Below are 25,883 nucleotides of genomic sequence, written 5' to 3'. Positions count from 1 at the left end.
TCAGGTTTCGAACAGCCAGTCGGCGATATCGCGCCGGGCGTGCAGAATGCGCCAGACATCGATATGGTCAGGCTGTTCGACGTAGAAGATCAGATAGGGAAAGCGACCGACGCTCCGGCTGCGCAGGCTTGGCAGGTCGAGTGCATGGGCAAAGCGCGGGGATCCGGCACCTGGCCGGGCAGACACGGCGCCATAGCTCGCCTCCAGCGCATCGACGAAGCGCAGCGCCACGTCGGCTCCCGCCTCGTGCAAATAATGATCGACGATCAATTCAACGTCGGCCCGCGCGCGGGCGCGGGGCACGACGGGCTTGCCGCTCACTGCGCGGTGGCGATCCGGTCGCGCAGGTTGTCGAAATAATGCGCGTCCGCCGGTGCACCGGGCGCGCTGGCCGCGCCTTCGACCAGCAGCGCGCGCAGAGCCTGGCGGTCGCGATCCTTGCGGATCAATTCACGGACATATTCGCTGCTGGTGCCATAACCGCGTCCGACGACCTGCTCGTCGACAAAGGCTTTGAGCGTTTCGGGAAGCGAGATGTTCATCGTGCTCATGGCGGGATGATAGCCGATTGGCAAAAATTGGCAAGCCTGACGGAGTGGACACATGGCCGTACTCAGCCGTATCATTTGCTTGCGCTCGCTTGCGGCCCCTTCACTCGGATCGCGCTTATGCTATGATCGGAGCATAAGAGAATGGGAGAGGGCCATGCTGTTTCTGGCACGGTGTCTGGACTGGCTTTGTCGCGCTTTCGCTTCGGGCGTGCAGGATGAAACCCGGCTCAATCAGTTGATCTGTCCGCTCGCGACCCGGCACCAGGATGCTGATGGTGCGACGCACCGACGCTGACATCCGCTCTCGGTATAGTCGACTGAGCGTCTTTCCGGGTCCCGCCTTCCCGACGGCCAATGTCGAAACCTTGATTTGGCGACTAAAAAAAACGGGCCGATCCGAAGACCAGCCCGTGAAAGTTTTAGGAGAGGATGCCTGAAAGGCAGGCTCCTTTTGCCCCGAAGCGATCCGTGCTGCAAGTGCGAAACATCCTCTCGCGGTTGCAAAATGTGCATCCATAGCAGGATGCAACGCTTTCCGTAGCGTCAATTCAACCTGATATCGCCGGAACGATGCCACGGAAAAATGATTGTCCGTCGTGAATCGCATCAAGCCCTGATTCGCAACGAAGCCAGCGCCGCGAGCAGCAATGTCGCGGCCGCGAAAGCCATGGTCCAAATCGGATCGCCGGGGAAGAAGGTCTTCATAATGGATCCCATAGCCGTCGCCACCAACAATTGTGGTACGACCACGAAGATGTTGAACAGCCCCATATAGACGCCGATCTTCGCCGCCGGCAGGCTCGACGCGAGCATCGCATAGGGCATGGCGAGGATCGATGCCCAGGCGATACCGATCCCAACTTCGCTCAGCAGCAGCCAATCGGGATTGCGCAGGACAAGGAAACTGGCAAACCCCGCCGCGCCGGCTGTCAGACACAGTGCATGGGTGCGGGCCTGTCCGATCCGTCGCGCGATCCACGGCAGCAACGTCAATGCCGCCACCGCCGCGACGCCGTTATAGACCGAAAAGAGCACACCGACCCAATTGCCGCCCGCCTGATAAGCAGCGCTCGCCGGGTCGGCCGATCCGAACATATATTGGGCCACGACCGGGGTGGTGTGAATCCACATGATGAATAGCGCCGACCAGCTGAAAAACTGGATGACCGCCAACTTCCGCATGATCGGGGGCATACCCGTCACATCGCCGACAATGTGGGCGAGCATATTGTCCGCCCGTCCTGCACGCGCCAGCAGGATCGCCGCCAGGCTGGCGAAGCCATAGACGGCCAGCAACGCGCCCAGCAGATAGACTTCCTTTTCCATCCCCCAGGCTTCGACCAGCAGCGCGCCGATCGTGCCGGCGCCGATCCAGGCAAAACAGGGCAACGAGTTCCGCGTCGCCAGATCAGGCACGGTGTGCGTCTCCGCCTCCGCGCTGAACGCGCGCATCTCCTCGGGTGCATATTCGCGCGTCGTCAACACCGTCCACAGCACCGCACCAAAGAGCGCCGCGCCGCCCACCCAGAAACTGTAGCGCACGGTGTCGGGCACCTCGCCCGGCGGGGCGACATTGGCGACGCCCAAATGATCCAGCGCATAGGGGAAAAGCGACCCCACCACCGCACCGGCGCCGATGAACGCGGTCTGCACCGCATAGCCGACCACATGCTGATCCTTGCGTAGCATGTCGCCGACAAAGGCGCGGAACGGCTCCATCGAGATATTGAGGCTGGCGTCGAGCATCCAAAGCAGCAGCGCCGCCATCAGCAGCCCGTCGCTGCGCGGCATGAACAGCAAGGCAATCGCCGCCAATATGGCGCCCAGCAGGAAATAAGGCCGCCGCCGCCCCAGCGTGCCCAGCCAGGTCCGGTCGGACAGATGGCCGATGATCGGCTGCACCAGCAGCCCGGTCAGCGGCGCCGCGATCCACAGGGCCGACAGGTCGTCGATGCTGGACCCCAGCGACTGGAAGACGCGGCTCATATTGGCGTTTTGCAGCGCAAAGCCGATCTGGATGCCGAAGAAGCCGAAACTGATATTCCACAGCCCCGCAAAGCCCTGACGAGGCTTTTCCATGCCTTTCCCTTCCTGTCCCTTGCGCGGTCGACCTGCCGCCGCCTGCGCCCGATCCGTAGCGCTGGCACGCCCCGGCACTGGGAGCAAGTCACGTATACGAATTCACTGGGGCAACGCCCCATCCGCATAATGCATCGCTCGAAGCTTTACGCCTCAACCTTGCTCTGGCTGATCCGAACCGCGATCGCCTTGCCCGCCTTGAAGAACGGCTTGGTCTTGGCCGGAACCGCGACCATTTCCCCGGTCTTGGGATTACGTCCCTGCCGGGCATCGCTTGCGCGAGCCGTGAAGGCGCCAAAGCCGCGAAGCTCGACCCGTCCTCCCTTGCCCAACTGATCGACGATCGACCCGAAGAAAATCTCGACGATTTTCTCGACGTCGCGCTGCGTCAGATTCGGATTGTCGTCCATCAACCGGACGACCAGGTCGGATCGAACCATATTTATTTCCCCTACCCCCATAGGTGTGGATTTCCTGGCAGAAATCGGGCTGTGCATCAATCGCTTACCGGGTTCTGCGTCGCCGGACCGTAACCTCGAGCCGAACCAACTCGTCCGCGAGCGCACCCACGCGCACAAGATCGACAGGCGCCTTGGCGATCAGTCTCGAAAATGCCCGATCGAAGATCGCAACGCAGGGCGCGTCGGTCAGCCGTGAGGAGAAAAGGATGCCGTCCGCGCTCGTTCGCTTGTGAAGTGTTTCGGCAAAATCCTGCCCCGCATGATGCGACCGGCTACCCTTGGCATCGGTATCGATGCCCATGTCATAGGCAGCAGCGCCGGTCAGATCGACCAGCATCAGCGGGGCAGACGTCGATATCTCCGTGGCGAGCAGGCTGTCGAGATAGGGACGATAGAGGTAGCGCCGCTCCTTGCCGACGAAGCGGTCCCGAATCACGGCTTCAGCCAGCGCTGTCGCAAAATCCTGCGCGGCATAGAGCGTTCGGAACGTGCCGCTGGGACTGGAGAATCGGCTCGTACCAGAACCCGCGCCGGCCGGGGTGGCACGGTGCCGATCGGGGATAATGCGGGGCCAGCCCGTCAGTTCGACCGGTCCGGTACGCGCTTCGATGCGCCGCAGATCGAGCTTCACTGATAGTCCAGCGCGCCTTCCGCCACGCGAACCACTTCCTCGATCTTGCCCTTGCGCAGACGATCCAGGGGCGCTGCACCGTCGGTATAGGGGTTGGGAGTCACGAGCCAGTCCCAGGCCGTTTCATCGTCGCTGAAATGCGCACGCACACGGTCCAGCCCCTCGACGGGCGCGCGTCGATCGAACTGCCGCGTGGGATAGACATAGTTGCGAACGCCCTTGCGCAAGGCGAGGATCTTGTGCGCTCGCCGCCAATTATCGAGCGAGGCCCGAGCAACCCCCAGCGCTATTGCCATCTCCCCTGCCCCGAGCGTCTCGGTTGCCGGTCGGTGGCTGGGATCATCCTCAACCGTGATGGCATCGAGCCGGGACTGCCCTTGCGCTTCGCTGACAAGCTTGCCGAGGCCACCGCCCGCCAGCTTGCGCGTTGCCGCAGAATCGCTAGCCGCTTCGAGAACCTTGCGCGCCAGCCGCTCGGGATCGGGACTTGAACGCTGGAGCATGTTCGCCAATTTGAGCAGGGTTGAACCGCTCAGGGCGTCAAGAAAATGTGCCACGGCATCGCGGGCATCCTGGCGGGTGGTAATCTGCGGCTGGGCCATATCGGTGTCCTTTTGACCAATATAGCAAACTTGTCTATTTTGTCCAGAACCCCGTCAGCCCGCCTTTTCAAGAATGGCCGAGCCCGAGCCGCCAAAGTCGGGATCGCGTAGAGTACCCCAGCAGCCCCCTCAAAACTGGAACGATTTGCTTTATTGCACCGCCGTCGCTCCACCGTCATAGGCTCGTCGGATGGACGAAAAAATGAACGCTACGATCTTAAAGTTATCGAGCGCGCTCCGCAATGGCTGCGTCACGATCTGGACTCCAGGGATGCAGCCGCTCGTGGTCGCGCCGAGGAAACATTGGCGGCGATGATCAGCGACGCGCTCACCAACGGAACCGGCACGAATCAGGAGGAATAAGCGCGACGCTTGGTTGGCGCATGGGGGCCTTGTACTGTTGATTACCGCGCCACCTTGACGGCCCGCCTCCCGAACACCGCAGTCCCAAACCGCCTCTGCAGATGAACCGCAACCAGAGCAGCATAGCGACGTTGGCGGGCACCGTTCGGACTGTGATAGATGCCCACCGCCTTCCAATAATTGCCGCTCATCTTGAGTGCGTCGAGAAAGATCCAGCGCGCCACCTCGGCGTTGAAACAGGGATCGAATCGCAGCCAGCGCCGGATGTCGCCCTCGCGACGTGACAGCAACGCGGCGATCCTTGGCACCCACCAGCTGTTGATCTGAAGGGGCCCCAGGTCATGGCTTCCATCCTTGTTGAGGATTTCCGCGCCAATCCAACCGGCTTCCTGATCGCGCAATCCCCAGAGCGTCTTTTCAAGCCATAGCTGCCCACGCGCCGCTTGTCGGATGCAGCGTGCGACCTCAGGTTCTGGGGGCCGTGCCGCTGACGCCGCTTCGCACCATGACAACAGCATCAGGAGAAGCGGGACCAAACAGGCGCGGCGCCGATCAGCGATCCAGGCCACGGCCACCCCCCTGTCCCCGATCGCCTGCTCGCTGCTCGACCGCGTGGACGGCGTCGGCTCTTTCGCTCTCTCTGCCTTTCAAAAAGGATTGCAGATGGCGGTCTAACGCCTCGAACGCCTTTTGCGCTCTATCGGCTAGGCGATCGGCCACACCCCGTTCCCTGGAGCCTTGGGCGCGAAGCTGCCGTTCAAGCTGGCGGTCAGCCCGCAAACGCCTTTCCCGTTCCTGGTCTTCCTTGAGCTGCTGGAGATGGCGCATATGACGAGTGGCGAGGCGATCACGATGGTCCCGCTCCAGGCGTCCGAGCCCTTCGAGGCCCGACGTCTTCTCTCCCGATCGCAGTTCAAGCTTCTCGACCAGTTTCTCGGGATCCTGGGTCCATAGCTTTACGCCGTATCGGGCGCGGGTGATCGCGGTGTAAAAATTCTGCCCGTTCACCAGCGGCGACCCGACCGGCGCCAGCACATAAACCCGGTCATAGGTCTTGGACTGCGCCGAATAAACGGTTTCGCTGTAGCCATGATCCCATGTCTTGTGCTTCGATAGATCGACCGTCTGCACCCGCTTGCCGCGATCCCAGCGGATCCTTGCCAAACTCCCCTCGATTTTCTCGATTGTCCCGCGCTCCGCATTTTTGAGCATGAGCTCTCTCGATGCGAGGCGCCATTGGATGCGGTCGCCTTCGCTCAGGTCCCTTTGCTCGTCCACGAACACATTGACCTGCGAGGATTTGGCCATGCGGGGATCCCAGAGATGAGTGCGTCCCTGCTCGTCCACCAATCGGACGCGTTGCCGCCCCTGCGCGTCCCGCACCACCCCGACAACGCGATATTCGGCATCCCGCTCGAGGCCCGCGCCTGCCTGATCGCGGCTGAAGGTCACCACCTGGCCGCCCGAATAGAAGCGCGCCAGCCGCTTCTCCTGGTCACTATGCCCGCCCGGCGTCAGGACCGACAAACGGGTCTCCTCGGCCGCGACGACGCCTTCGCGCTGGAGGACCTCCCGGATCTTGCTGTTGACGATGAGGCGGGACGCATTATCGAGAACGAGAATGTTGGTCGCGGCGCGGCTCCTGGGGCTGAGACGTGTCCACTCCGCGACCACGCCCTTGGCAAGCGTGGCGGCATCCTCGCCGCTCACCACCTTATCGAGCCTACCGATCGAGGCGGCATAGTTTTCTGCCCGAGCATGCGCGACGGCTTCCTGCATGGCCTCTGTTTGCTGCCTCCGCGACTCGGCAAGCTCGGCAGTCTGCATTCCCAGTTTCTGCATGAGCCAGAAGGCCTTTCCCTGCTCGATCGCGCCCGTCTGCTTATTATCACCCAGGAGAACGAGGCGCGCGCCGGTCGCCCGGCTGATTTCCAGGACCCGCAAGGCCTGGCGGTTTCCGAGCTGCCCTGCCTCATCGAGCACCAGCACATGGTTGCCGCTGATCCCATATCCGCCGCCGGCCAGAAGGCTCGCCACGGTACGCGACTCAATCTGCGCCTTCTCGCCCAGTTCCGCCGCCGCGGCGGATGTGGGCGCCAGGGCGATGAGGGTGGTGCCCGGCAGCGCAGCGTCCTTCAGGGAGCGGACAAGCGTCGATTTGCCCGCTCCCGCAACGCCGTGAAGACCCGTAACCCGGTCCCTCGATGTCGCCATGTCCACCAGCGCCCGTTCCTGCTCCGGGGAAAGCCCCGCCTGTTCGAGCACAGGAAGCAGACGATCGGCGCTCGCCACAGGCCGACCATCCCCAACGGCAAGGGCAAGATGCATGGCAAGCGACTGCTCCAGACGCACCGTCCGGCGGCTCGTCCGGCCCCGCGTCAGTATCTCGTCCCCTGTTTGCCCGCGGGTCGCGAGGAGCTTGCGCCTTTCCTCATGGGCCTCGATCAGAGGCCGGAGATCCTGAAATCGAACCTCCCCGACATGGGACGCCAGCCCAGTGGTAAAAAGTCGGTCAAGCGCGTTGACCGCCTCCTTTCCCTCAGACTGCCTGATCCCGAACAAGGCGGCACGCGCGGCATCGACCCGGTCGACCGGGACAGCATGTTCGCCCACCTGTTCGGCGCCTCCCCGCACGGCTTCGAGCGGCTTTTCGTGAGGGCCCAGACGTCCACGCCATTGGATGAGCAGTTCGTCGATCCCGATCTTCACCTTCGCGCCACGGGTGGCATAGAAGGATTGCCGACGCGCCGCCTGCCCGGAAAGGCCATGCTGCTGGGCATGTTCGTTGATCTGTTGGGCTCGCTGCGACATTTCCTCAATGAGGGCCTTGGGAACGCCCCTGATTTCGAAAAGACCCCGGCGCGGATCGAAGTCGATCTCATAGCCGAGCTCGCGCAGACCATGGGCGAGTTCATTGCGATAGATCTGCCCGCTGGTCATCTGCACGGCATACATGGCCCGGGTCTCAAGGCTCGCCATGGGATCGCCCTCTTGCCCACTGGTCATGTTGAGGACGACGACATGGGTGTGGAGATGGGGATCGAGTTCGCGGCTGGCATGTTCGGTGAACCGTGCCCAGAGCAGCCGGCCGGTCGTCTCATGAACGATCTTGCCCTCGTCCCGTTTCCTCCGCTGGGCATGCTCCTCAAGATAGGCGAGCGTCACATCGACCGCTCGTTCATGGAGCTGGACGATCCGCTCGTCGCCCATGGCCAGCGCCATCATCGAAACGGACTTGGGCGCGCTGATCGCGAAGTCCCAGCCGGGATGATGCTCGATGCCCTCGGCGCGATGGCGGCCGAGCTGCTGGCCCGCGACCTTGCCGGCCAACAGGGACCGAAAGGTTTCAGGATCGACATCGCCCGAAAGGTCGAGTTCGCCCGCCAGGCTGCCGCCCCAGGAGGAATGCTCGGCCTCGCCCTTCGTATAATAATCCCCGATGGCATAATAGCGGGCGATATTGCCCGGTGAGCCCTTCAGGCGGCGCGGATGCATCATGCCGGCCTCGCATCGTTGCGGTCACCCGATGCGCGGCCATGCTGCCGGAGGCGAAAGCCGCTCGCCCGTCCCAGCAGCTTGGGAAGTCCCCTGTCCGCGTTTCCAATGTCACCCTCCGCAGGATCGGATGATGGACCTTGCGGGCTGACCTCGTCCTGCGCGGGCGAGCGACTATCGTCCACTTCAAGAGGGAGTTCGGGCGCTTCCATTTTCTTCGGTCGACGCCGCTTGGGTGGCGATCCAGAAGGCTTGGAGGCGGACTCCCCTTCAGCTTCCGGGTCCAGTCGAACGGGCGGCACCAGCCGCTCGACAAACGCGGCCTGCGGGCTCGGCAAAACATTGTAGCGATCGGTGAAGCGCACCACGGGGAGGTTCCGTCCGAACCGCAGGTAGCCCCCAAGATTAGGAAGGTTGGTGACCTCGGTATGCATCACCAGCGGACGGGTCACCTGCGTTCGGGAAAGATTGACCCCATCCCGCATGTCGTTGACGCCATAGGACATGCCCTCATTGGCTTCGACCTGTTCGACCTGACCGAGATTTTCCGAAACATGCTTGGCGGTGGGGGTGTCGTTGGCGCGCAGTGCCACCCAGGTCGAGCAATAGCCGGTGATCGCCGCGGCATCCTGAATGCCATAGGTCGCCTCAAGCTGCGGATAGGACTGGAACCCCAATATGCCGCAGCCACCATATTTGCGCGCGCGGGCAAGGAAATCGCTCAAGGACGGCAGTTTCTGGAGGGTGGGTAGCTCATCGATGACACAGTAGAGCCGCCGCTTGCGGTCTGGCGGCAGGCTCATGATGGCGCTGATCGCGATATCGAGCCAGACGGTCACAAGGGGACGCAGGGAAGGTAGCTGGTCCGCCTTCACGGTAATGAAGAGCCAGCTGTCATCTTCCTCGTTCGCGACCCAGTCCCGGATCGAGAAGCCGTCGGCGGTATCGTCGAGATAGGAAAAGCTGCGCATCACCGATGCCAGCTCCGCGCGAATACCGGCCGACGTCCGATCCCCTTCCATCGAGATGAAGGCGGCGGCATCCGTCCCCTCGGCAAAGCTCGCCAGCGTCTTCAGGGGGGTGCGCAGCACAGTCTCCAGCAACACCGAGATGAGCGTCCGTTCGTGCCGTGCGAGCTTACGGAGGACCGCGACCAGGGTGCCCCGCGCCGCCTTTGCCCAGAAGGGATCGCCGCCCTTTTCGGGAATCGTCGACTCCGCGATCTGGTCATAATGATAATCGCGCGGGACATCGACCCATGGCGACCAGCAGTCGGCGCGCGCGTCGAGAGGGTTCAGCAGAATGTCGTGATTGGGTCGGTAGAATTTCTCGACGAAGGTGCCGGCCGTATCATAGACGATCGCCCTCTTCCCCTGCTTGCGCATGCCATCCAGCATCTTGACGATGATGTTGGTCTTGCCGGTTCCAGGCGCACCGCAGATGAGGATATGCTCGGGCTCGAAGGCATCGGGAACGGGAACGCCGCCGATCGCAAAGCTTCCATTTCGGCTGCGCCACAACAGCCGCCGCAACTGCCGGGCCGTGCCGAAACGGGCGCCGCGCAGGAACTGGTTGGAGCCGAGACCCTTGCCAGTCCGGGTGAAATAGAACCAGGCCCAGGCGAGCATCAGCAGGGCAAAGGCGCCTGCCAGCGCCGCGCCATAAACCAGATGATGCTCCATTGCCTGAAGGGTCTTCTTGGCGATGCGGGAGCCGAGCAAAGCATCCGACGTCGTCCAATATTGCCGACCCGATGGGGTTCGAAAAAGCACCGGCGCGCCGCCGGGCACGTCGCTCTTGAGCGTCGCTTCGACGATCTTGACCGCGACGAAGCGCTGATAGTCGGTAGAGTTCTCCAGTACATACCAGATGGTGCCACCGACCCAGACGGCGATTCCCGCCAGCAGGGTCTGGAAGAAGACCTGCGTGGTCATGCGGACATTATGGACGATGGCCTGCCCGCCCCTCGTCCAGGAACCCAGCGTGTCGTTTCGGAAGATGCTCATGAGCGCACCTCCTCGGGATCGAGAAGGCCCCGCTCCAGGAGCAGGGCGCGCGCATCTTCCATCCCCTTCTGGAGGATGTCGGGCCGGCGCGTGCCGACCGATGCGGCGAGGATAGCGAAGACCTGGATGAGGGTCGCCTGCACCTCATCGAAGCGGCCATGATAGCCCGCCGCGTCCATGCCTTCATAGCGATTGAGGATATCCCGGACATAGTCGGGAACGGTCGCGCCGGCCGCCTGAGCGCCGACGACAAGACGCCCGAAGAGCGCGTCCTTGAACCTGATGGTAACTCTGGGCAAGCGCCGAACTCCTGTTCGTCGCCTGGCCAATCGTGATGAAGCACGGCCCTTATAATCGAATTTCAGCCTGTTCTCAATTGATTACATGCAAGCAGAGCGGCAGCCAAACGGTGCCAAGGCAGAACAAGGACTTAGCCGCGCGCCCACGCCAAACGGCAGCCAAAGCGTGCCGGGCGGCGTCAATCAGTGCCATCAGGCGACGACGCGTATTCGCCCCGAAAACCCCGCAAATGCTGGCGATTCGCGCCCGCAGCACCCGTGCGTACGGTGCATTACAAAACGCCTCTGGCGTGCGTCCCCTTTTCGCAGCGCGTTCCCGCGCTGCGCTGCCTCGTGCCGGAAGGCGCGGGGCACCCCGAAGGGGGCTTCCAACAACTGGTCCATCAACATCCTTTCCGATCGAGAGAGAGGGGCGGTGCCTCTCAAAAACCCGCTCCATCATTACGGTAGCGATTGCATCCATGGCCCATCGTGGCACTATGGACCTTGGCGGGCAGATCTTCGCAAATGTGAAGGATGATACATGCCCAAATTGACTGATCGCGAACGCCTTGCCGACCTGGAAGCAAGGGAGCGAAAACTCGCGCAGGAGGTGCTGGGCGCCCGCCGCGCCTTGCGCGGCAGATATGCCGTCATGGTGGAAGATCTGGCCGTCGAGCAACTGAGCGAGCGCGCCTTTCGCGAGATATTGGTGCATGCGATTCGCATCGGCGGCGACCGGGCCATGGAAGCCCTGCGCACGATCGATGCGGTCGAACCCGGGAAGATCCCGAGCCTTAAACCAACCCGAAGGGTTGTCCCTGCAGCGAGCACGGCGGAGCCGCGCACAGCTGGCCAGGGTCAGCCTGGCTGACACTGCATCGTTGCGCGACGGGCGCGGACGGAGGGCGCTTGCGGCCTCCATCCGGGTCCATGAGCGCAACGACCTTTCCCCCGCTCGACAAAAAAAGAGGCGGCGGAGCTGCATGCTCCACCGCCTCTTTTTTGCCTTCCTCGGCCCCTCCTATCGGGTCGCGCGACCTTGATGTTGATCCCCGAGGGCGAAGAAATGTGCGGGAACGCCAAGCCTGCGCACCTCGCGCGCCAGATGGCTTTGCAGCCCCGATCCCTGACACACCACCGCCTCTACCGGACGGAGCCGGAGCAATTGTTCGTTGCGCGCGAACCCCGCTCTGTTCCCCAGTTTTCGGTCGAGGCTGAAGGGAATGAGATGACAGCCGCTCTGCGCCGCCCAGGCCGCCGCGATGGCGTCGCATCCCTTGTCCTGCGCAGTCGTTGCGAGGACCATCTGGGGCACGCGCGCCCGGATGCTGTCCAGCGTTGCATAGAGCAGCCGATGATCCTCCCAGACCTGCCCGCCTGAGAAGATCACGACCGGCCCCTTGGGCGCATGCGCATCGATCTGCCGCTTGCGCCGGGCCGCCAGGAAGTCGGTCGCCGCCACCACCGATGCGGTCCTCTTGGAGGAAACCATCGAAGCGCGCGGGGCTGACCAAGGCCGTCCGGTCTCGGCATGATAGGTCGCCGCGGCATAGTCGCGCATGCACGCCAGCGCGTCCTGGGTCTCGTCGAGCGACTGGCAAAGCATCTGTGCCTCTTCCAGTTCGACGCTGCCAATCTCACTCCCGTCATTCTGTTCGATGAGCCGACGGACGGCCATCGCCGCCTTGTCCGCCTCCCCCTCGATCTGGCCGGCAGCCTTGTGGAAGCTGTGCACGATGCCCCACGCAATCCGGTCCGCCATGGCCTCCAGCCGGGTATCGCGCAGCACGTCGAAGATGGTCGTGACCAGCAACTCGGTGGCGCGGGCGACCATCTCGCCATCGGGCATCGGCGCATTGGTGACGTCGTCTCCGCGCGCGATGCGGTAGCTGTCGGTCGTTTCGATAAAGGCGTCAGCGAAGCGGTCCAGGGCAGCGTCGCGGTCGGTCATATTAAGCATCGGAACCTCCTTCATTCTCTCATCAAGAGGTTTCCTCTTCCACACGGGCCTGCCTCGGCGGGGTCAAGGATCGTGGCGCAGCCACGACCGCGAAGCGGCGATGGGGGTCACGATTTTTTCTCGCGCGCGCAGGGTATCGAGAGCGCGCCGACATCCGTCCGCGAAAAAAATGGTGGGGCCCCGTCGTCCTTGAGGCCGCCGGGGTTTCCCGTGTAAACTTATCCCGCTTGTTGAGAGAAGAAGAGAGGCAGCCTCCATGGGGGCTCGATGCCCCCATGGAGGCTGGGTCCAGGCGCAACACTTGCCCAACAGGCCCGTAACGGATGAGGTGCCCTCTCCCCTTGGACAAAAAAAAGGGACCGGCCGCCGGGGTGCTGCCGATCCCTGGGAGGATATGGTTTCAAACGCGACCCGTCAGAACGGTGGGACATAGGCGTCATAAGGATTGCCTTCGACGAGATGTCCGAAGGGGGTCATCACATAGTCCGACCCATTCCGGCCGACGGCACAGATGACGAAGCGTGGCTCTCCTGTCTGCGCATCCTGGCATTCCATGAGAGCCAGATTGCCGTCCCCCGCCGCGCGCAGGAGCGTCTGAAAATTAGTGCGCAGATAGTCGGGAATAGTCATGTTCCGCCTCCCTTATGTTGCTCGGCTGCCGGCATTGCCGTCCCAACACGGGGGTGTCTGCCGCCTGGTCCGTCCGATGAAAGGCGTGGATCGGGACCGCGGCCTCCCGCAGCAACTGGTAAAGGTTTGCCTGGACCCCAGACCCCTCGCAAAGCAGCGCCTCGACGGGCTGCAATTCGAGAATTTTGCGGTTCCGCTTGAAGGCGGTTTTCCGTCCCGACCCGTACAGCCCGTAGACCACCACTGGGACGCTTATTTCCGTCCGCGCCGCCCAGGCCGCCGCGATCTGGTCGACGCCCCGCCTCTGCCCGGTGGTGATGAGGGTCATGTGCGGTATGCGCGCCTTGATGAGATCCAGCCGGTCCCAGATGAGTTTCCAGTCGTGCCAGTCGGCAGGTCCAGTCACGACGACGATCGGCCCCTGCGGCATATGCCTCTCGCGCGTGGCGAGCGTGCGCGCGCGCAGGAAATCGAGGGCGGCGATCTGGCTGGCGCTCGATGCGGTCGACGCCCTGGTACCGCGGGCGGGCGACCAGGGCCGGCCCGTCAGGACGCGATACATTTCGGCAGCATAGTCGCGCATGCACTCGATCGCATGGCGCTGTTCCGCGATCGACTGGCAGAGAAGTTGCTTCTCCTCGAGCGAGGTCGTGTACACTTCGCTGACGTCCGGCTGACGGGCGAGTTCACCGACCTCCTGGGCAAGCCGATCCTCCTGCCGTTCGAGCTTTCCGGCGACGAAGTGGAAGCTGTTGACGATGCCCCAGGCGATGTCCGGGGCCAGCGTCTCAAGCCGGGTATCGCAGAAGAGGTCGAAGATGGCAGCGACAATCCCGCCGCATTCCGCCTGCGCGGCGATGGGTTCGGGCATGTCAAATTCGCCCACTTCTTCGCCCGGCGAAACGATCGAGAGGCCAAGCGGGTCACCAAAGGCTGCCTGGAATTCAGGAGTGGCGGTCATCTGGGCATAGAGGGTGGGCAGATCGGCAAAGCGATCGATGCTGCTGCGCGGCGCACTGGCCATGGCGCGGTCCTTTCATACTGGAAGGGAAAACATTCGGACGCAAAAAAGGCCGGGAAAGCGGATGCTCTCCCGGCCCAGTTCGGCATCTCGACGTTCTCAGTTCGGAAACTCGTCGTCGAGATCGCTCCTGCCCATCAGCGAGCCGTCGACACCGGCGGTGCTTTCACCGAAGCCGGTTTGCCCACGCTCGTAATAGGAACGCTGCGACGTCCCGAAGCCGCCGCTGAACTCCGCACGCAGCGTCTCGCGGCGCCAGGCGATGGTGTAGCCACCGTCCTCGGTCGGGAAGAGAGCGACGGGCAGCGGCTCGGGGAGACCCGGATCGTCGACCGAACCGGCGAGGAAGGCTTCCCCGGTCTTCTTCGATGCGGCTTCCCAGAGCGCCCCGATCTGAACCCAGCGGCGGGCGACATTGAGCGTGAGGATTTCGTACAGCGGCGCGCGATCGCTCATGCTTTCGACCTTGCGCAAACCGATGCGCGGCAGGTCGATGGTGCGCGTGGCGATCGAGCCCGTCAGGCGACCATTTACATTCTGGATTTCACCGATATTCATGACTTCAACTCCTTGGATGACGCCGCTCTCGACCATTCGAAAGCGACACCCTCCAAAATCCTACTCCCCTCTGGTCCCTGCCCGCGCCCCGCGCGCCGCACTCTCCCAAGGACACGACCTCACCGCCGCCGCCCCCTCCCGACCCCGCGCGAGCGCGCGCGACGGGTGACCGATGGGATGACTCTGGGCGCAAGACTGGGAGCCGAAGGTGGGCCGCTGTCGGGCGCCCATGCGGGAGGTTACCGGCGCGGCGCTTGCAAGGCGCGATCCCGTCGGGGACGGAGCAACGCCACGTCAGCCCGCCAGAGGCATAAGGCGATTGTCAGTCCGGTCTGCCGGTAAGAGCGATATGCGCCGAGCGCATATAGTGATGAAGCTCGACGCCGCCGGGCATCAGGCCGTCCGCCAGCGCCTTCATGTCGGTCAGATCCGACTCGGCTTTGAACGGTCCATCCTCCTGGCTCTCGATCGTGAGAATGCCGATGCACAGGGCCTTCTTGACCAGGTGCAGATCACGTCCTTCAAATTCAGCCATGACGGGCTCCTCTGCCCCAAATGCGCGGCACTTCATAAACCTTTCGATGCCGCTTTTCGACGGTTTTCACGAGGGCAGGAACGATCCACGCGCAGCCGGAAACACTCCCGTGCCTGCCAGGTCAGATGTTCGGCAAGACCGGCTCCAGTTTGAGCCACTGAGCGAGAAGCCCCAATTCCGCAGCGAGTTGTTCATGCGTGTCCGCCGGGGCACCAGATTCGAGATGGACAGATTGTATAAGCAGCCGTCCTGATTTCCTGTCCGCCTTGAGGTCGGTCCGCGCCACGATCCGGTCACCCAACAGGAAGGGGAGATCATAATAGCCGTGGGACCGCTTGAGTGCCGGGGTGTAGATGCCGATACGATAGTGGAATTTGAACAGCTTTTCGGTTCTGGAGCGCTCCCAGATCAGGGGATCGAAGGGCGAGAGCAGGGCCCGCGCGATCATCCGGCGCGGCGCCTCGGCGTCGCGATGCAGGAACATCGCCTGCGACATACCCTCCACCGTGACGGGAATGAGCGCCCCCTCGTCCTGCAGATCCTGGATGGCGTCGCGGGCCTCATCGGGCTTCAGCCGGAAATAGTCCCGCAGATCAGCGACGGTCGCGATGCCGAGCGCCCGGGCGGATTGCTCGATGAGCGCGCGCTGGGCGTCGCGCGGCTCCGGTGTCGGGATGGCGAGGATGTCGGGCGGAATGACGCGCTCGGTCAGATCATAAACGCGCTCGAAGCTGCTGCGGCGGGTGGCGGTGGTGACGTGCCCCGACCAGAAGAGCCATTCGAGCATCTGCTTGGCCTCGCCCCATTCCCACCAGCCCGATCGATTGCGCGCGCCATCAAAGTCGGAGGCCGCGAGCGGGCCGTCGGTCCTGAACCGTGCGAGCAGCGCCTCCGCTTCGCCGCGCCGCTCTCCGGCAAAGGCGCGCAGCCCCTTCCACCCCGCCTCGCCCCGATCGGCGCGCGCCATCCTCCAGCGCAGCAAGGGGTGATAGTCCATCGGCAGAAGCGAGGCTTCATGCGCCCAATATTCAAACAGCCGCCGGTCACGGGCCTTCCCCCAGGCCGCGTGGTCGAGCCAGTTCCGGTCATAATCGCCCAGGCGCGAATAGGCCGGCATATAGTGGGCCCGCGCCAGAACATTGACGCTGTCGATCTGGTGCAGCCCGAGGCGCGCGATCATCCTCCGCAGATGGGCCTTGCTGACGCCTGTGGGGCGGGATCGGCCGAAACCCTGGACGGCAAGGGCAATGCGCCGGGCCTCGCGGAGCGATATGCTGTCAGTCATGCCGCCCTTTGCTAGACCAAGGAGGGAGCCAATGACATCAGCGATCGGGAATCTTTGCAGACGCTTTGCGCAAAGAGCCCTCCGACCTATCGATGCTGCCATGAGTCGTCCCGACATGAGCCTTGCCGTCGTCGGCGCCGTCCACGAGAATAAGGACCGCAGCAACCGGCTGTTCGAGATCAGGCTTTGCGTCCCGGGCGAACCCGTCGATCTCGTACCGGAGCCAAAAAAACCGTTCGATCCGTCGGCGATTGCGGTCTGGAGCGCGCGGCGTTCAGATCGGCTATCTTTCGGCGGAGCGCTGCGGCTGGATCGGGTCGCGCATGGCGCAGGGCGAGGAAATCCGAGCCATCTTCCAGGAGGCGACCAGAGGCGGCGCCATCATCCGCATCAGCTTCTCCGGGGCTGATCCGGTCCTTCCCCCGGCGCGCCCGCGCGAGCCGGAGCCGCGTCCCTTTGATGAGGATAGCGGCTTCTACCCGGACTATATCCCGCCTGACGATTAGCGCGTCGACCGCCAAGCATAACCATGAAAATGGCTGTTGCACGGCCCGCGCTGCCGCTATTGCGGGCGCCTCACTTCTGAGAAGGGTATCCAATGAACAATAGCGATCTGGCTGAAGCACTGGCCGCCGAGCATAGCGTCACCAAAGCCGATGCTCGCAAGCTGGTCGACTCGGTCTTCGCGAACATCGCCGGCGCCGCGGCGAAGGGCGAGGAAATTTCGCTGAACGGGTTCGGCAAGTTCAAGGTCAAGGACCAGCCTGCCCGCGAAGGCCGCAATCCCTCGACCGGCGCGACGATCCAGATCGCCGCGTCGAAGAAGCTCGCCTTCACGCCTGCCAAGGCGATCAAGGATCAGCTGAACGGCTGATCGTTCCGGCGCTCCGCGCGGCAAGCGCGGGGCGCCTTCCGTCAGGCACCATCAGGAAAGTGCGGGTCCCTGCATCGATGATCGATGCAGGATCGTGGCGGCACCCTATATGCCATCGCCATGGACGACCTCACGCTGCTCTTCACTCGCCTTGGCCGATCGGCATTCCGATCGCGGTTCCGGTTGAACGCGAAGGAACAGGCCTATCTGGCTGAGCGCGGCCTCGAGACGATTCTCGCCCATGGGCAAGACTTCATCGCCCAGCGAATCGCGCCGGCCCTGCCGCTCAATGACGGCAAACAGACACCGATGCGCGGACATCCGGTGTTCGTTGCCCAGCACGCGACGGCAACTTGCTGCCGGACCTGCCTCGTCAAATGGCATGGTATCGCTTCCGGTCAGAGGCTGAGCAGCGAAGAACAGGGCTATAACGTGGCAGTCATCAAGCATTGGCTTGGCGATCGCCACCGGTGACGGAAAAATGGCCCGATCATCGCTAGGATGACCGGGCCAGAAAGAAGCCTCGTAGGCCAGGGCCGCGAGCCTTCGGGTCGCAAGGGCAACATACGTCTCGACACCGTCTCTGTCATACCTTGTTAGGGGGATCGGCGAGGATGGCGGGCCGATCCGCGATGTCCGCTTCGCCAACGGTCTTAAGCCAGCCTGTTTTCCAGCTGCGCCATCAGGTCCATGCGCTCATGGAAGATGGCGACGATAAGCGCCGGCCCATCGCGCCGAGGCAAGCAGAAGATATAATGATGTTCGCAATGGGACATGCGAAGCCCCGTATGGAGATCGCTCATATCCCTGAACGCGGCTTGGCCCGTCGCAAGACGCACGATGCCACGTTCCAGCTTGGTCATATAGGAGCGCACCTGCGTGTGGCCCCATTGCTTTCTTGTATATCGCACGATGGCGCGCAAATCGTCCGCCGCCGCCAGGGTCAGGACATAGGGGGCGGTCAAGCGCGGTCAACCGTGCCGAGTTCGTCGTCGACAATCGAACCAAAATCCTTGTCGGACAGGCCACCGGCCAGCCCTTGGGCGATCCGTTCGCCCAGAAGCGCCTTTAGCGCCTGCCAGGGTTCATCGTCGCCCGCATCGCCAGGAAAGAGGCGTTCGATCGCATATTGCTTGATCGTCTTGCCCTGCAACGCCGCCAGAGCCTTCAGGCTCTGATGTTGCTGCTCGGTAATATCTATCGTCAGGCGACTCATCGGAACCTCGCAAATCTCACCACAAACCCTCATTAGCACAAATGTGGGTTTGTGGTGAGATCATCCTCGAGGTTGGTCAGGCGCACCATATAATGCGGCGAAGATCCCTGCCCGGGCCCGAGATAGGTTCGGCAGACGTCGACGATCCGCTCCCAGATATGCGCGGGCATGTCCGAATCGCTGCCCTCGCCGCTGAGGCTGGAATCGACCATGACGATCACATCGGACCATTCATCCGGCTCGCCGCCGCGATGCCATGTGAATTTGGGCTGGGCACTGCCGAGCCAGTGTCTGAACGCCGGGTCGCGGAAATATTCCGGCGCATTGATCAGCAGGCTCCGGCCGACCTGCGGCCGATCCGCGAGGTCATCCGCAGGCAGGGCAGCAGGCAACGTGGCGCTTCCGGTCGGGCGCTCCAGCGCCACCCTTAGGGCCTCCTCGGTGGACTGGATATCGACCCGGTCGGCAAAGATAACGCAGCGTCCGCCGCCAAATTCACCCGGGCGCGCCCGTGAACAGGTGACAGCCCATTCGAAACAGATCGGCGCCTTGGCGAGCGAGGTCTGACAGCACCGCCGGACAAGCTCGGCGATCGACCAAGGCTGGAAATCGACCGTGCCCGATATCATGGGGGTCGAGACGGCCGGCTCCTCGAAACTGTTCCCTCCGGTGAGGTCGGCCCCCAGGATCGGAAACGCCGCGTCGTCAAAGAGGCCAAGGAAACCGCTCCATGGCCCATCACCCACGGTCGGTGGAAAGGCGGCGAGGAATTCCTGGCTTGGTTCTGGCGGCTCCAGTTCGCAGTTCAGATCTTCTGCCGCGTTGAACGCCTCCTCCAGCAACGCCATTTCGGCGTTGGTGCAGCGGAAGGCGAAGCAGCCGGAAAGATAGGTGTCGGCCATGGTATCTGCCTTTCTTGGAAGTTGGGAAGGAGTGGCCGCGGCGCCGATCAGGTAGCGGAGCTTCGCCCATGCGGCCTCCTCGCCCGCCCGGACGCCCCGGTTTAGGCCACGGGCGTAGAGCCGGAAGGCGATGGCGGCCATTTCGGGCGACGCCTCGGCGGGGATGAATTCGAGGAAATTCTCCTCGTCGTCCCTCAGCTCCAGCATGCCGCTCTGCCCCGCGATGCGCGTGAGAGCCACGCGGACAGAAGAATTGAGCTGCACGAGGCGTGCATTGAAGAGTTCGATGAGCGGATCGTCTGGAATGGAAATGGTCATGGGATCGCTCCTCATGGGAGTGGGAACCGGCCTTTTCGAATGCGGCCAGTCGACCGGCGACATCAGCGAGGACAGCCATGGTCGGAGGCGAGCCATGCGGCGGCGGCATCCTCGAGTGAATGGGTCAGCAACAGCCCGAAGCAAAATTGCTGGAAGCTGCTGTCGCCGCGCAAGTCGGGCGTTCCGATCCTGGCTGCAAGGTCGATTTCGAACTGCTCGGGCGGCGTGACCTGTTCGGCAGGAATCCAGGTCGCCAAGTCGTCGCTCTCGGCGCCGCAGAGATCGCAGCTGGTGCAATCATAGATGCCCGACACCTCCCATTGCTGACTCTCGATATCCCATCGGACCGCCGCGTCCCGAACGATCGAGTCCGATCCGCAACGGGCGCAGACCGGTTTCAGCCGGCCCGCGAGCGGGGCCGGGTCGGGATCGTCCGGGTCGGGTGCGATGAATTCTACGGTGAAGCTGAGCTCGGGTATCCGCACATCATGATAGGTGCTGGCCTCCGCAGCGGCATGGACCGCGACCGAGACGTCCGCGCCGTCGGGAACTTCGACATCGATGGTCTCGGTGGCATAGCATTCACCGGCGCTGAAATATTGGATGCGCACCGCAAAAAGGCGCGGGGAAACGGGCGTGGCCGCCATGATCATTCTCCAAAGAAAAATGTTGAGGAGGCCGGAGCGAGCGTCCGGCCGGACGAGGTCAGCGGGCGCGTTCCAACAGCTTGCGCGCTTTGGATTCGAGGTCGAGGCGGCCATCCTGGTGCGGCCGGCTGCGGGCGATCGCCGTGATGCCCTGCACGAAATCATAGACCGAGGCCGGAGGATGGCCTTCTTCGGCAAGGACGGTCGCGATGATCTTTCCGGTTTCGGCCTTGGAGAAGCCCTCCTTGCGCAGGAAGGTCTCACGGTCCTCATCCTTGCGGGCGACGATCTTCGTGCGAGCGGCCGCGATGCCGTCGATGAAGGATTGGGGCGAGCTTTGGGCGAAATGTTCGAGCGCCGGGGCTGCCTCATGCGCGAAGCGATTGGCCGCGAATTTCGAGTGGCGGATGTTGATTTCCTGGAAATTTTCGACGCCCCAGAGATTGCGATTCTGACACACGGCGCGGAGATAGAAAGTCGCTATTCCCAAGGACTTGGAGCCGACTTCCGAGTTCCAGGTGTAAAATCCGCGAAAGTAGAGATCAGGCTCGCCATTGGGCAATCGGCCCGCCTCAATGGGGTGAAGATCGTCAACGAGAAAAAGGAAGACGTCGCGATCCGACGCATAGAGCGTGGTCGTTTCGTGGGTGATGTCGACCATGGGATTGTAGGTCATCGCGCCCCAATCTAGGACGCCGGGCACCTTCCAGCGCGTGTCGCCAGTGCCATTGCCCGCGATTTTCATCACCGCCGCGACCAGTTCATGATCCCAGATCCGGCCATAGTCAGGACCCGTGACCGCGCGCAGTTCGTTGCGGCCATCGCTGGTCTGGAGCAGCTTCACATGTTCGCCCGAATGCGAGATCAGGCCATGCTGCAAATTGATGCCGGCGAGAGCCGCGGGGAGTTGGCGCAGATAGGCTGCCGGCGCACCGACGAGGCTACAGAGCTGGCCGAACGACCAGTTGGTCGGCGCGATGGGCGCGTCATCACCGGGCATCATCAGCGACAGGCGCTCGGGTTCATCGCTTCGCGCTTCGACCCGGACATTGCGGCTTTCCACGATACGGGTGGTAGCGCGGTCGGCTCGGGTCCGAACGCTGTCGTATAGATCGCCAAGCGATAAATATCGCTCGTCCTGCGGGCGGCTGAACCATTCGGACGAGACGCGGGAGATGTTCGTTCCGCGCGAGATGTCCACGCGATACGAGCGGACACCCGCACGATCGGTTGCGGTGATGGCAGTCATGGGAAGCTCCAGGGCTGTGGGGATGGGCGAAATGCGCCGGGCCTCTGCCCCCGCATCGCCACCCCTCCCTCCCCCCTTTCCTCCTTGCCGCCGCGCGGAGCCGGGATCAGCGTTCCTGCTCTTCCGACACGGGAATATCCTTGATTTCGATCCTGGTCGGGTCAGCACCCAGACATATCGTGATCATCCTGCCCTGCGGCACAAGCCAACGCAGATGTTTGGAGACGACCGCGCTACAGCGGGTGATCAGCGCTTCATCGGCGTCGAGCAGCTGCTCCATCGCCAGTTGTCGCGCGTCGAGCAGGAATTGGTCGTGCTGGGTCTCCCAGCTATCGGCGTCGCCATCCCGATGGGCCTCGAAGCAGATGGCTTCCAGCAGGTCGGTCAGGTCATCGACATCGATCGCACAACCCCGCGTCAGAAAAATCGCGGCGTCCTCGATCTCGAAATCGAGGCAGCTATCGTAGGAGACGAAGACATCGGCGGCCAGGCGGACGGTCTTCTTCGCGTCATCGGCAGTCGCGATATGCAAAAGGGCGGTGATGCTGTCCACGCGTCCAGATTTGAGATCAGGCCGATCATCGGTCTCGTCGAACAGATGCTCCTTCCCATCCTGAACGATCAGGAATTCGCAATCTTCGATTTTCGGCAGGGCGTCATACCAACCATAGCCCGCAAACCCCGCTTCCGGTTCAACGAGCGGCGTGGAAAATTCGGGATTGGCTTCAAGCGCGCGCGACAGAGACTGGGCAAAGTTGGGACTATGGCAAGGCGTGACGAGCGCGCTCTTCGCGTCAATCAGTTGGGCGGTCCCGGAACGCGTGCATTCGCCGGTCATCGGGGACCATTGCCGGAGCCGAGGCCGGGCTTCGGGCAATAGGACGCCACGTTCCTCCGCCCGCAGCCAGTCCTTATGCGAAAGGCAATGGCCGTCGCGTTTCGCTATGGCCTTGAAGATCGCCGTCGTCACGGCGGCGCGCAATGCCTCGAGGCCTGCATTCTCGACCATTTCCTTGCGTGCCGGCAGAACCAGCTGGAGCTGGGGCGCATCGATGATGTCGATCCCCACGGACCATTGGGCCGCGCGCCCACATTCGATCAGGCTGGGCAGCCGCCAGGGCACGGTGATGCCATGGAAGTTGATGCGAGGGACCTGGTCGGAGAGTGTCCTGCCGCGGAACACGCCGATGCGGCAGCCAAGCGCGACCTCGATATGCTCGGCCTCCGCAAGCCAGTCCGCCTGATCGATGGCGTTGCCATCCAGCGTAACCAGCAAGGGGTAATGGCGCGCGGCCGCGGCGACCGACCAGGACAAGGCCTTCTCCCAGGCAGGGCAAAGCTCGAAGCATATTTTGGTCCCCGAAGCGATGTCACATGTCTCGACGGCAATGGGTGCGCTGGATTCCCAGGCGTCGGGGCGGATCACCATCTTCCAGCCGGTGGCATGGCGCGGCGACCAGGATCGAATCTCGACATGGCGGCCCGCCAGGCTGAACATGCCCATGCCGGCGGGGTCTTCCCGGCGGGCGACCTCGTCGTCCCAGCCCGACTGTCCCAGCGTGATGAGATGCGCCGGATCGTCGATTCCGGTGCCGTCATCCGCGACGCACAGGAGCGATCGACCGCCCTCCGTCATGGTTGTGATGCAGATGCGGCTGGCCGCCCCGCGCCGCCCGTTCTGGAAAAGTTCGTTGAGGACGTCCAGCAGCGTCCCATTGAAGAGGCGCGTAATCCTGGTGATCGCCACCTGCGAAACGGAGGTGGAAACGGTGGTCGAAAGGGTCATGAGGATTCTCCCGGAGAGCGCAGCGATCAATCGCTGCGCCGATCCCCCTCCCCCTCCCTCCCGCCAGGGTCAGGCGGCCCTTGACGCCGGGGCGGTCAGGACATTCCATTGCGTCCCCGTTCGCACGAGCTGGTCGACGATGGTCGATGCCCGATCCGCCGGTATGAACATCCGCGTCTTGTACTGAATGACCTCGGTGAAGCAGCCGATCGACTTCAGCCTGTCCCGCCGCGCGGCAGGAAAATCGCGAAGCTCCAGGCGGCGGCTGTCGTTCACATGGACCCAGATGAGGCGAGCCGCCGAGCAAGGCGACGACCTGCGCGGCTTCGAGGGCGTCATAAGCCTCGCGGAGCGACCACGCACCGGAGGCGTCGCTCGCTCCGAAATGCACTTCCATGAGACGGGAAAGACGCTGGCGGATGATGGGCTGCCCTGACGAAATCAGATCCATGAGCGCCTTGGCAACGGCGGCCAGCGTCCAGACCTTCTGGTCAAGCGGATCGGAACCCGCCTCAAGGCCGAGAGAAGGGAACGGGTCATGGGGAACTCCAGCAAGTGCGGGCGATCAACGCCAACACACACACACACCATTCCCCTTCCTCCTCCTCGAGGACGGGGAATGGCGGGCGGCAAGGGGTCGGAACTGCGCGAAGGCAACTCCGGCCCGGTCGAAGGTCAGGCAGCCTCGGAAAGCCCGTCGGCTTCGTCCGTTCCGCCCCGGTCGGTGACTTCGCTGGCCGACGGATCGTCATCGCCGTCGATGGCGCGGGCCGGTTCACCATCATGGTGGAACCGCATCGCATCGGGCACCCAGGCGAGCGCCCTCTCCTTCACGGCGGCTTCGACGATGATCTGCCCGCCGAACAGCTTTTCCGCCGAGAGCGCGAGGTCATGCTTTTTCGACGCGCCGTACCGGCTACGAAGCTCGATGCCGCCGACCTGATCAAAGTGATCTAGGATCGTGGACTTGCTCACCCGGTCGAAATAGCGCCGGGCGGTCGGGCGCCACCAGTCCGCCACCTTGATGTCAAGTTTGCGGCCGAGATGATCGAGCATCGCGCTGCCCGAGCCGCCGGCCGGCACCGCATGAAAGGTTCGCGCGATCGCCCAACCAAGCCAGGCGGCGCGGGCATCCTCGTCCAGGGCGCAGAAGGCCTCGTAGCGATCGGTGATATCGGGCGAATCCGCCCAGCTCCGATCAAGGCCCGCCTCCAGTTCTTTCCATTGCTCGGCCGCGGGCGTGTCGCTTTTGAAGCTCGGCACCCGCGAACAGGGCGCCGTGGCGCGCAGATCACTCGGCAGGTCGTGGCGGTAGCCGAGCGTAGCATCGACCATGAAGAAGGTGCCGAGGTCCAGCGCGAAATGGGGATCGCTGGCGACATGAACGCGAAGCAGTTCAGTCTTCATGATCGCCATCTCGTCAGCGAGACGCTGACTGATGGGCGATCGGGCACTGGCTTCCTCGACCGGTTCCTCCTCATGGTCCCCGGCTTCCGAAAGATCGCCCTCGGAGCCGTCCTCTTCAGCTTCGGGTTGAGGGATGGCGTAATATTGTTCATGAAGGCGCGGCGTGCCGTCCTGGCCGATCACCAGATAGGCAAGCGAGGCTGCCTTCTGATCCTCCGTGAGGACCGGCGGCCTCTCATTGAGCGCGTCATATTCCGCTTCGAGCGCCTGGATGACCTGCTGCTCCTCATCGGAATAGCCGTCTTCATCGGCATTCTGGGCGATCGTCTCGAGTTCCTGCTCGATCGCGCGCTGGCGATCTTCCTCTTCCGGGCTCAGGGGCACGGGCTCCCCCTCGATCTCGTCGAGCGCCATGACATCCATATAGGGCACGCGTGTCTGCGAAACGACCCGCAGTTCGCCAAAGCCATTGCGGGCCTGGATCTCCGCGGCCGCCGCCTGCATCCGCTCGTTGGCGAGGCGCTCCACGATGTCGCTGTCGATCCAGTTCTCATTGGCTGCGTCCGAGAAAAGGTCGCTGTCGATGCGGCCGCCAGCAGCGACATAGGCATCGCGCCCGACCAGCAACGCCTTGGGATCGCTGCCGCGATAGAAGCCGGAAATCAGGCGCCGGCGAATTTCACCGCAGTTGTTCGATCCCCAGCCATCGCCCAATTCCTCGAACACGGTGGCCTGCCGGACCGGGTCGCTGATGCTGGCATAGGCCTTGGCGATATCGAGCGTGATCCCGCCATCGGCAAGGGCTTCGAAGATGCTATCAGCAAGGCCCGCGAGCCGGAGCCTGCCAAGCACGAAGCGCTCGGTGACGCCGAAGCGCTTGGCGACATCGGAGGGCGTCTTCTTCTCGATCTCGATGATCGCCTGAAAAGCGCGGCATTCTTCGGCGGGGGTGAGTGGTTAGGTCATGTGTCAACTGTCCTGTGAAGCATTTTCTGTCGGATATCCGTCAGTTTTTAGCCTTGACGT

29 protein-coding genes and 1 pseudogene are annotated in these 25,883 nt (G+C 63.2%); 6 read left to right on the top strand and 24 right to left on the bottom strand.

The window, feature by feature from the left end; translation table 11 throughout:
* From AC58EF_RS23865 to AC58EF_RS23840, 6 genes are all read right to left on the bottom strand, one after another.
* The gene (locus AC58EF_RS23865; RefSeq protein WP_497278974.1) at positions 1-321 is read right to left on the bottom strand and encodes a type II toxin-antitoxin system RelE/ParE family toxin; all 321 of its coding nucleotides are present in this window, start codon (positions 319-321) and stop codon (positions 1-3) included.
* Positions 318-551 carry a type II toxin-antitoxin system ParD family antitoxin gene (locus tag AC58EF_RS23860; RefSeq protein ID WP_497278973.1) on the bottom strand — a complete coding sequence of 78 codons (234 nt, stop codon included), beginning with the start codon at positions 549-551 and terminating at the stop codon, positions 318-320. The genes AC58EF_RS23865 and AC58EF_RS23860 overlap by 4 nt, the downstream gene beginning before the upstream one ends.
* Before the next feature lie 606 nt (positions 552-1,157).
* The gene (locus AC58EF_RS23855; RefSeq protein ID WP_497278972.1) at positions 1,158-2,630 is read right to left on the bottom strand and encodes an MFS transporter; all 1,473 of its coding nucleotides are present in this window, start codon (positions 2,628-2,630) and stop codon (positions 1,158-1,160) included.
* Positions 2,631-2,776: 146 nt separating this feature from the next.
* Entirely contained in the window at positions 2,777-3,070 is a 294-nt protein-coding gene (locus AC58EF_RS23850) for an HU family DNA-binding protein (RefSeq protein ID WP_497278971.1), read from the bottom strand.
* A gap of 64 nt (positions 3,071-3,134) precedes the next feature.
* Complete coding sequence (locus AC58EF_RS23845; protein ID WP_497278970.1) at positions 3,135-3,722, bottom strand: RES family NAD+ phosphorylase; 588 nt, start codon at positions 3,720-3,722, stop codon at positions 3,135-3,137.
* Positions 3,719-4,324: an antitoxin Xre/MbcA/ParS-like domain-containing protein gene (locus AC58EF_RS23840; RefSeq protein WP_497278969.1), complete on the bottom strand. Its 606-nt coding sequence runs from the start codon at positions 4,322-4,324 to the stop codon at positions 3,719-3,721. Before AC58EF_RS23840 ends, AC58EF_RS23845 begins: the two co-directional genes overlap by 4 nt.
* A 153-nt stretch (positions 4,325-4,477) precedes the next feature.
* On the opposite strand from AC58EF_RS23840, the gene AC58EF_RS23835 reads away from it, so the two are divergent.
* Positions 4,478-4,687, top strand: coding sequence for a hypothetical protein (locus AC58EF_RS23835; RefSeq protein WP_497278968.1), 210 nt, complete (start codon positions 4,478-4,480; stop codon positions 4,685-4,687).
* A gap of 41 nt (positions 4,688-4,728) precedes the next feature.
* Here AC58EF_RS23835 and AC58EF_RS23830 read toward each other — a convergent pair whose 3' ends face one another.
* The 4 genes from AC58EF_RS23830 to AC58EF_RS23815 are packed head-to-tail and all read right to left on the bottom strand — an operon-like array spanning position 4,729 to position 10,487.
* Positions 4,729-5,262, bottom strand: coding sequence for a lytic transglycosylase domain-containing protein (locus AC58EF_RS23830; RefSeq protein WP_497278967.1), 534 nt, complete (start codon positions 5,260-5,262; stop codon positions 4,729-4,731).
* Positions 5,240-8,185: a MobF family relaxase gene (mobF, locus tag AC58EF_RS23825; protein ID WP_497278966.1), complete on the bottom strand. Its 2,946-nt coding sequence runs from the start codon at positions 8,183-8,185 to the stop codon at positions 5,240-5,242. The genes AC58EF_RS23830 and mobF overlap by 23 nt, the downstream gene beginning before the upstream one ends.
* Entirely contained in the window at positions 8,182-10,188 is a 2,007-nt protein-coding gene (locus AC58EF_RS23820; RefSeq protein WP_497278964.1) for a type IV secretion system DNA-binding domain-containing protein, read from the bottom strand. Before AC58EF_RS23820 ends, mobF begins: the two co-directional genes overlap by 4 nt.
* Complete coding sequence (locus tag AC58EF_RS23815; protein ID WP_497278963.1) at positions 10,185-10,487, bottom strand: hypothetical protein; 303 nt, start codon at positions 10,485-10,487, stop codon at positions 10,185-10,187. The genes AC58EF_RS23820 and AC58EF_RS23815 overlap by 4 nt, the downstream gene beginning before the upstream one ends.
* 523 nt (positions 10,488-11,010) lie before the next feature.
* On the opposite strand from AC58EF_RS23815, the gene AC58EF_RS23810 reads away from it, so the two are divergent.
* Positions 11,011-11,340 carry a hypothetical protein gene (locus AC58EF_RS23810; RefSeq protein WP_497278962.1) on the top strand — a complete coding sequence of 110 codons (330 nt, stop codon included), beginning with the start codon at positions 11,011-11,013 and terminating at the stop codon, positions 11,338-11,340.
* Positions 11,341-11,490: 150 nt separating this feature from the next.
* Here AC58EF_RS23810 and AC58EF_RS23805 read toward each other — a convergent pair whose 3' ends face one another.
* The 6 genes from AC58EF_RS23805 to AC58EF_RS23780 form a co-directional block, all read right to left on the bottom strand.
* Positions 11,491-12,429 (bottom strand): DUF2493 domain-containing protein, encoded by a 939-nt coding sequence (locus AC58EF_RS23805; protein ID WP_497278960.1) that lies wholly within the window; start codon positions 12,427-12,429, stop codon positions 11,491-11,493.
* A 414-nt stretch (positions 12,430-12,843) separates the two neighbouring features.
* Positions 12,844-13,059 (bottom strand): DUF6117 family protein, encoded by a 216-nt coding sequence (locus AC58EF_RS23800; RefSeq protein ID WP_497278958.1) that lies wholly within the window; start codon positions 13,057-13,059, stop codon positions 12,844-12,846.
* A complete protein-coding gene (locus AC58EF_RS23795) occupies positions 13,031-14,083 on the bottom strand; it encodes a DUF2493 domain-containing protein (RefSeq protein ID WP_497278957.1) in 1,053 nt (350 codons plus the stop codon). The genes AC58EF_RS23800 and AC58EF_RS23795 overlap by 29 nt, the downstream gene beginning before the upstream one ends.
* Positions 14,084-14,179: 96 nt before the next feature.
* Positions 14,180-14,638, bottom strand: a complete 459-nt coding sequence (locus AC58EF_RS23790) for a DUF736 domain-containing protein (protein ID WP_497279005.1) — start codon at positions 14,636-14,638, stop codon at positions 14,180-14,182.
* 322 nt (positions 14,639-14,960) lie between these two features.
* Positions 14,961-15,173: a hypothetical protein gene (locus AC58EF_RS23785; protein WP_497278956.1), complete on the bottom strand. Its 213-nt coding sequence runs from the start codon at positions 15,171-15,173 to the stop codon at positions 14,961-14,963.
* 121 nt (positions 15,174-15,294) lie between these two features.
* Positions 15,295-16,458 (bottom strand): winged helix-turn-helix domain-containing protein, encoded by a 1,164-nt coding sequence (locus AC58EF_RS23780; protein WP_497278955.1) that lies wholly within the window; start codon positions 16,456-16,458, stop codon positions 15,295-15,297.
* A gap of 251 nt (positions 16,459-16,709) precedes the next feature.
* On the opposite strand from AC58EF_RS23780, the gene AC58EF_RS23775 reads away from it, so the two are divergent.
* From AC58EF_RS23775 to AC58EF_RS23765, 3 genes are all read left to right on the top strand, one after another.
* On the top strand, positions 16,710-16,964 hold the full coding sequence (locus tag AC58EF_RS23775; protein ID WP_497278954.1) for a hypothetical protein: 255 nt from the start codon (positions 16,710-16,712) through the stop codon (positions 16,962-16,964).
* Positions 16,965-17,056: 92 nt separating this feature from the next.
* Positions 17,057-17,332, top strand: coding sequence for an HU family DNA-binding protein (locus AC58EF_RS23770; protein WP_497278952.1), 276 nt, complete (start codon positions 17,057-17,059; stop codon positions 17,330-17,332).
* Between the two features lie 120 nt (positions 17,333-17,452).
* Positions 17,453-17,806, top strand: a complete 354-nt coding sequence (locus AC58EF_RS23765) for a DUF4186 domain-containing protein (protein WP_497278951.1) — start codon at positions 17,453-17,455, stop codon at positions 17,804-17,806.
* A 179-nt stretch (positions 17,807-17,985) separates the two neighbouring features.
* On the opposite strand, the gene AC58EF_RS23760 is transcribed toward AC58EF_RS23765, so the two are convergent.
* The 7 genes from AC58EF_RS23760 to AC58EF_RS23730 all read right to left on the bottom strand — a co-directional run bounded on the left by AC58EF_RS23760 (position 17,986) and on the right by AC58EF_RS23730 (position 23,726).
* Positions 17,986-18,297, bottom strand: coding sequence for a type II toxin-antitoxin system RelE/ParE family toxin (locus AC58EF_RS23760; RefSeq protein WP_497278950.1), 312 nt, complete (start codon positions 18,295-18,297; stop codon positions 17,986-17,988).
* Positions 18,294-18,548: an antitoxin gene (locus tag AC58EF_RS23755; protein ID WP_497278949.1), complete on the bottom strand. Its 255-nt coding sequence runs from the start codon at positions 18,546-18,548 to the stop codon at positions 18,294-18,296. The genes AC58EF_RS23760 and AC58EF_RS23755 overlap by 4 nt, the downstream gene beginning before the upstream one ends.
* Before the next feature lie 32 nt (positions 18,549-18,580).
* Positions 18,581-19,768, bottom strand: coding sequence for a hypothetical protein (locus tag AC58EF_RS23750; RefSeq protein ID WP_497278947.1), 1,188 nt, complete (start codon positions 19,766-19,768; stop codon positions 18,581-18,583).
* 62 nt (positions 19,769-19,830) lie between these two features.
* Positions 19,831-20,415, bottom strand: a complete 585-nt coding sequence (locus tag AC58EF_RS23745; RefSeq protein WP_497278946.1) for a hypothetical protein — start codon at positions 20,413-20,415, stop codon at positions 19,831-19,833.
* 58 nt (positions 20,416-20,473) lie between these two features.
* The gene (locus tag AC58EF_RS23740) at positions 20,474-21,664 is read right to left on the bottom strand and encodes a DUF932 domain-containing protein (RefSeq protein WP_497278944.1); all 1,191 of its coding nucleotides are present in this window, start codon (positions 21,662-21,664) and stop codon (positions 20,474-20,476) included.
* Between the two features lie 106 nt (positions 21,665-21,770).
* The gene (locus AC58EF_RS23735; RefSeq protein WP_497278943.1) at positions 21,771-23,450 is read right to left on the bottom strand and encodes an ATP-binding protein; all 1,680 of its coding nucleotides are present in this window, start codon (positions 23,448-23,450) and stop codon (positions 21,771-21,773) included.
* A gap of 69 nt (positions 23,451-23,519) precedes the next feature.
* Positions 23,520-23,726, bottom strand: coding sequence for a hypothetical protein (locus AC58EF_RS23730; RefSeq protein WP_497278942.1), 207 nt, complete (start codon positions 23,724-23,726; stop codon positions 23,520-23,522).
* A gap of 10 nt (positions 23,727-23,736) precedes the next feature.
* Between AC58EF_RS23730 and AC58EF_RS23725 the strand changes: the two genes are divergently transcribed.
* Positions 23,737-23,886, top strand: coding sequence for a hypothetical protein (locus tag AC58EF_RS23725; RefSeq protein ID WP_497278941.1), 150 nt, complete (start codon positions 23,737-23,739; stop codon positions 23,884-23,886).
* Between the two features lie 239 nt (positions 23,887-24,125).
* Here AC58EF_RS23725 and AC58EF_RS23720 read toward each other — a convergent pair.
* A pseudogene (locus AC58EF_RS23720) lies at positions 24,126-25,799 on the bottom strand (ParB/RepB/Spo0J family partition protein); the annotation flags it as partial.
* Between the last annotated feature and the right edge of the window lie 84 nt (positions 25,800-25,883).

This window comes from Sphingobium sp. WR1, from assembly GCF_059693745.1.
This window is presented reverse-complemented; position numbering and strand designations above follow the sequence as displayed.

Coding starts and splice junctions, on each gene's coding strand:
- AC58EF_RS23795 (WP_497278957.1), bottom strand. CDS start 14,083: ATGGCCAGTGCGCCGCGCAGCAGCATCGATCGCTTTGCCGATCTGCCC.
- AC58EF_RS23780 (WP_497278955.1), bottom strand. CDS start 16,458: ATGACTGACAGCATATCGCTCCGCGAGGCCCGGCGCATTGCCCTTGCC.
- AC58EF_RS23855 (WP_497278972.1), bottom strand. CDS start 2,630: ATGGAAAAGCCTCGTCAGGGCTTTGCGGGGCTGTGGAATATCAGTTTC.
- AC58EF_RS23805 (WP_497278960.1), bottom strand. CDS start 12,429: ATGCTTAATATGACCGACCGCGACGCTGCCCTGGACCGCTTCGCTGAC.
- AC58EF_RS23750 (WP_497278947.1), bottom strand. CDS start 19,768: ATGACCATTTCCATTCCAGACGATCCGCTCATCGAACTCTTCAATGCA.
- AC58EF_RS23850 (WP_497278971.1), bottom strand. CDS start 3,070: ATGGTTCGATCCGACCTGGTCGTCCGGTTGATGGACGACAATCCGAAT.
- AC58EF_RS23785 (WP_497278956.1), bottom strand. CDS start 15,173: ATGGCTGAATTTGAAGGACGTGATCTGCACCTGGTCAAGAAGGCCCTG.
- AC58EF_RS23765 (WP_497278951.1), top strand. CDS start 17,453: ATGGACGACCTCACGCTGCTCTTCACTCGCCTTGGCCGATCGGCATTC.
- AC58EF_RS23745 (WP_497278946.1), bottom strand. CDS start 20,415: ATGGCGGCCACGCCCGTTTCCCCGCGCCTTTTTGCGGTGCGCATCCAA.
- AC58EF_RS23735 (WP_497278943.1), bottom strand. CDS start 23,450: ATGACCCTTTCGACCACCGTTTCCACCTCCGTTTCGCAGGTGGCGATC.
- AC58EF_RS23820 (WP_497278964.1), bottom strand. CDS start 10,188: ATGAGCATCTTCCGAAACGACACGCTGGGTTCCTGGACGAGGGGCGGG.
- AC58EF_RS23810 (WP_497278962.1), top strand. CDS start 11,011: ATGCCCAAATTGACTGATCGCGAACGCCTTGCCGACCTGGAAGCAAGG.
- AC58EF_RS23755 (WP_497278949.1), bottom strand. CDS start 18,548: ATGAGTCGCCTGACGATAGATATTACCGAGCAGCAACATCAGAGCCTG.
- AC58EF_RS23770 (WP_497278952.1), top strand. CDS start 17,057: ATGAACAATAGCGATCTGGCTGAAGCACTGGCCGCCGAGCATAGCGTC.
- AC58EF_RS23740 (WP_497278944.1), bottom strand. CDS start 21,664: ATGACTGCCATCACCGCAACCGATCGTGCGGGTGTCCGCTCGTATCGC.
- AC58EF_RS23790 (WP_497279005.1), bottom strand. CDS start 14,638: ATGAATATCGGTGAAATCCAGAATGTAAATGGTCGCCTGACGGGCTCG.
- AC58EF_RS23800 (WP_497278958.1), bottom strand. CDS start 13,059: ATGACTATTCCCGACTATCTGCGCACTAATTTTCAGACGCTCCTGCGC.
- mobF (WP_497278966.1), bottom strand. CDS start 8,185: ATGATGCATCCGCGCCGCCTGAAGGGCTCACCGGGCAATATCGCCCGC.
- AC58EF_RS23860 (WP_497278973.1), bottom strand. CDS start 551: ATGAGCACGATGAACATCTCGCTTCCCGAAACGCTCAAAGCCTTTGTC.
- AC58EF_RS23725 (WP_497278941.1), top strand. CDS start 23,737: ATGAGGCGAGCCGCCGAGCAAGGCGACGACCTGCGCGGCTTCGAGGGC.
- AC58EF_RS23840 (WP_497278969.1), bottom strand. CDS start 4,324: ATGGCCCAGCCGCAGATTACCACCCGCCAGGATGCCCGCGATGCCGTG.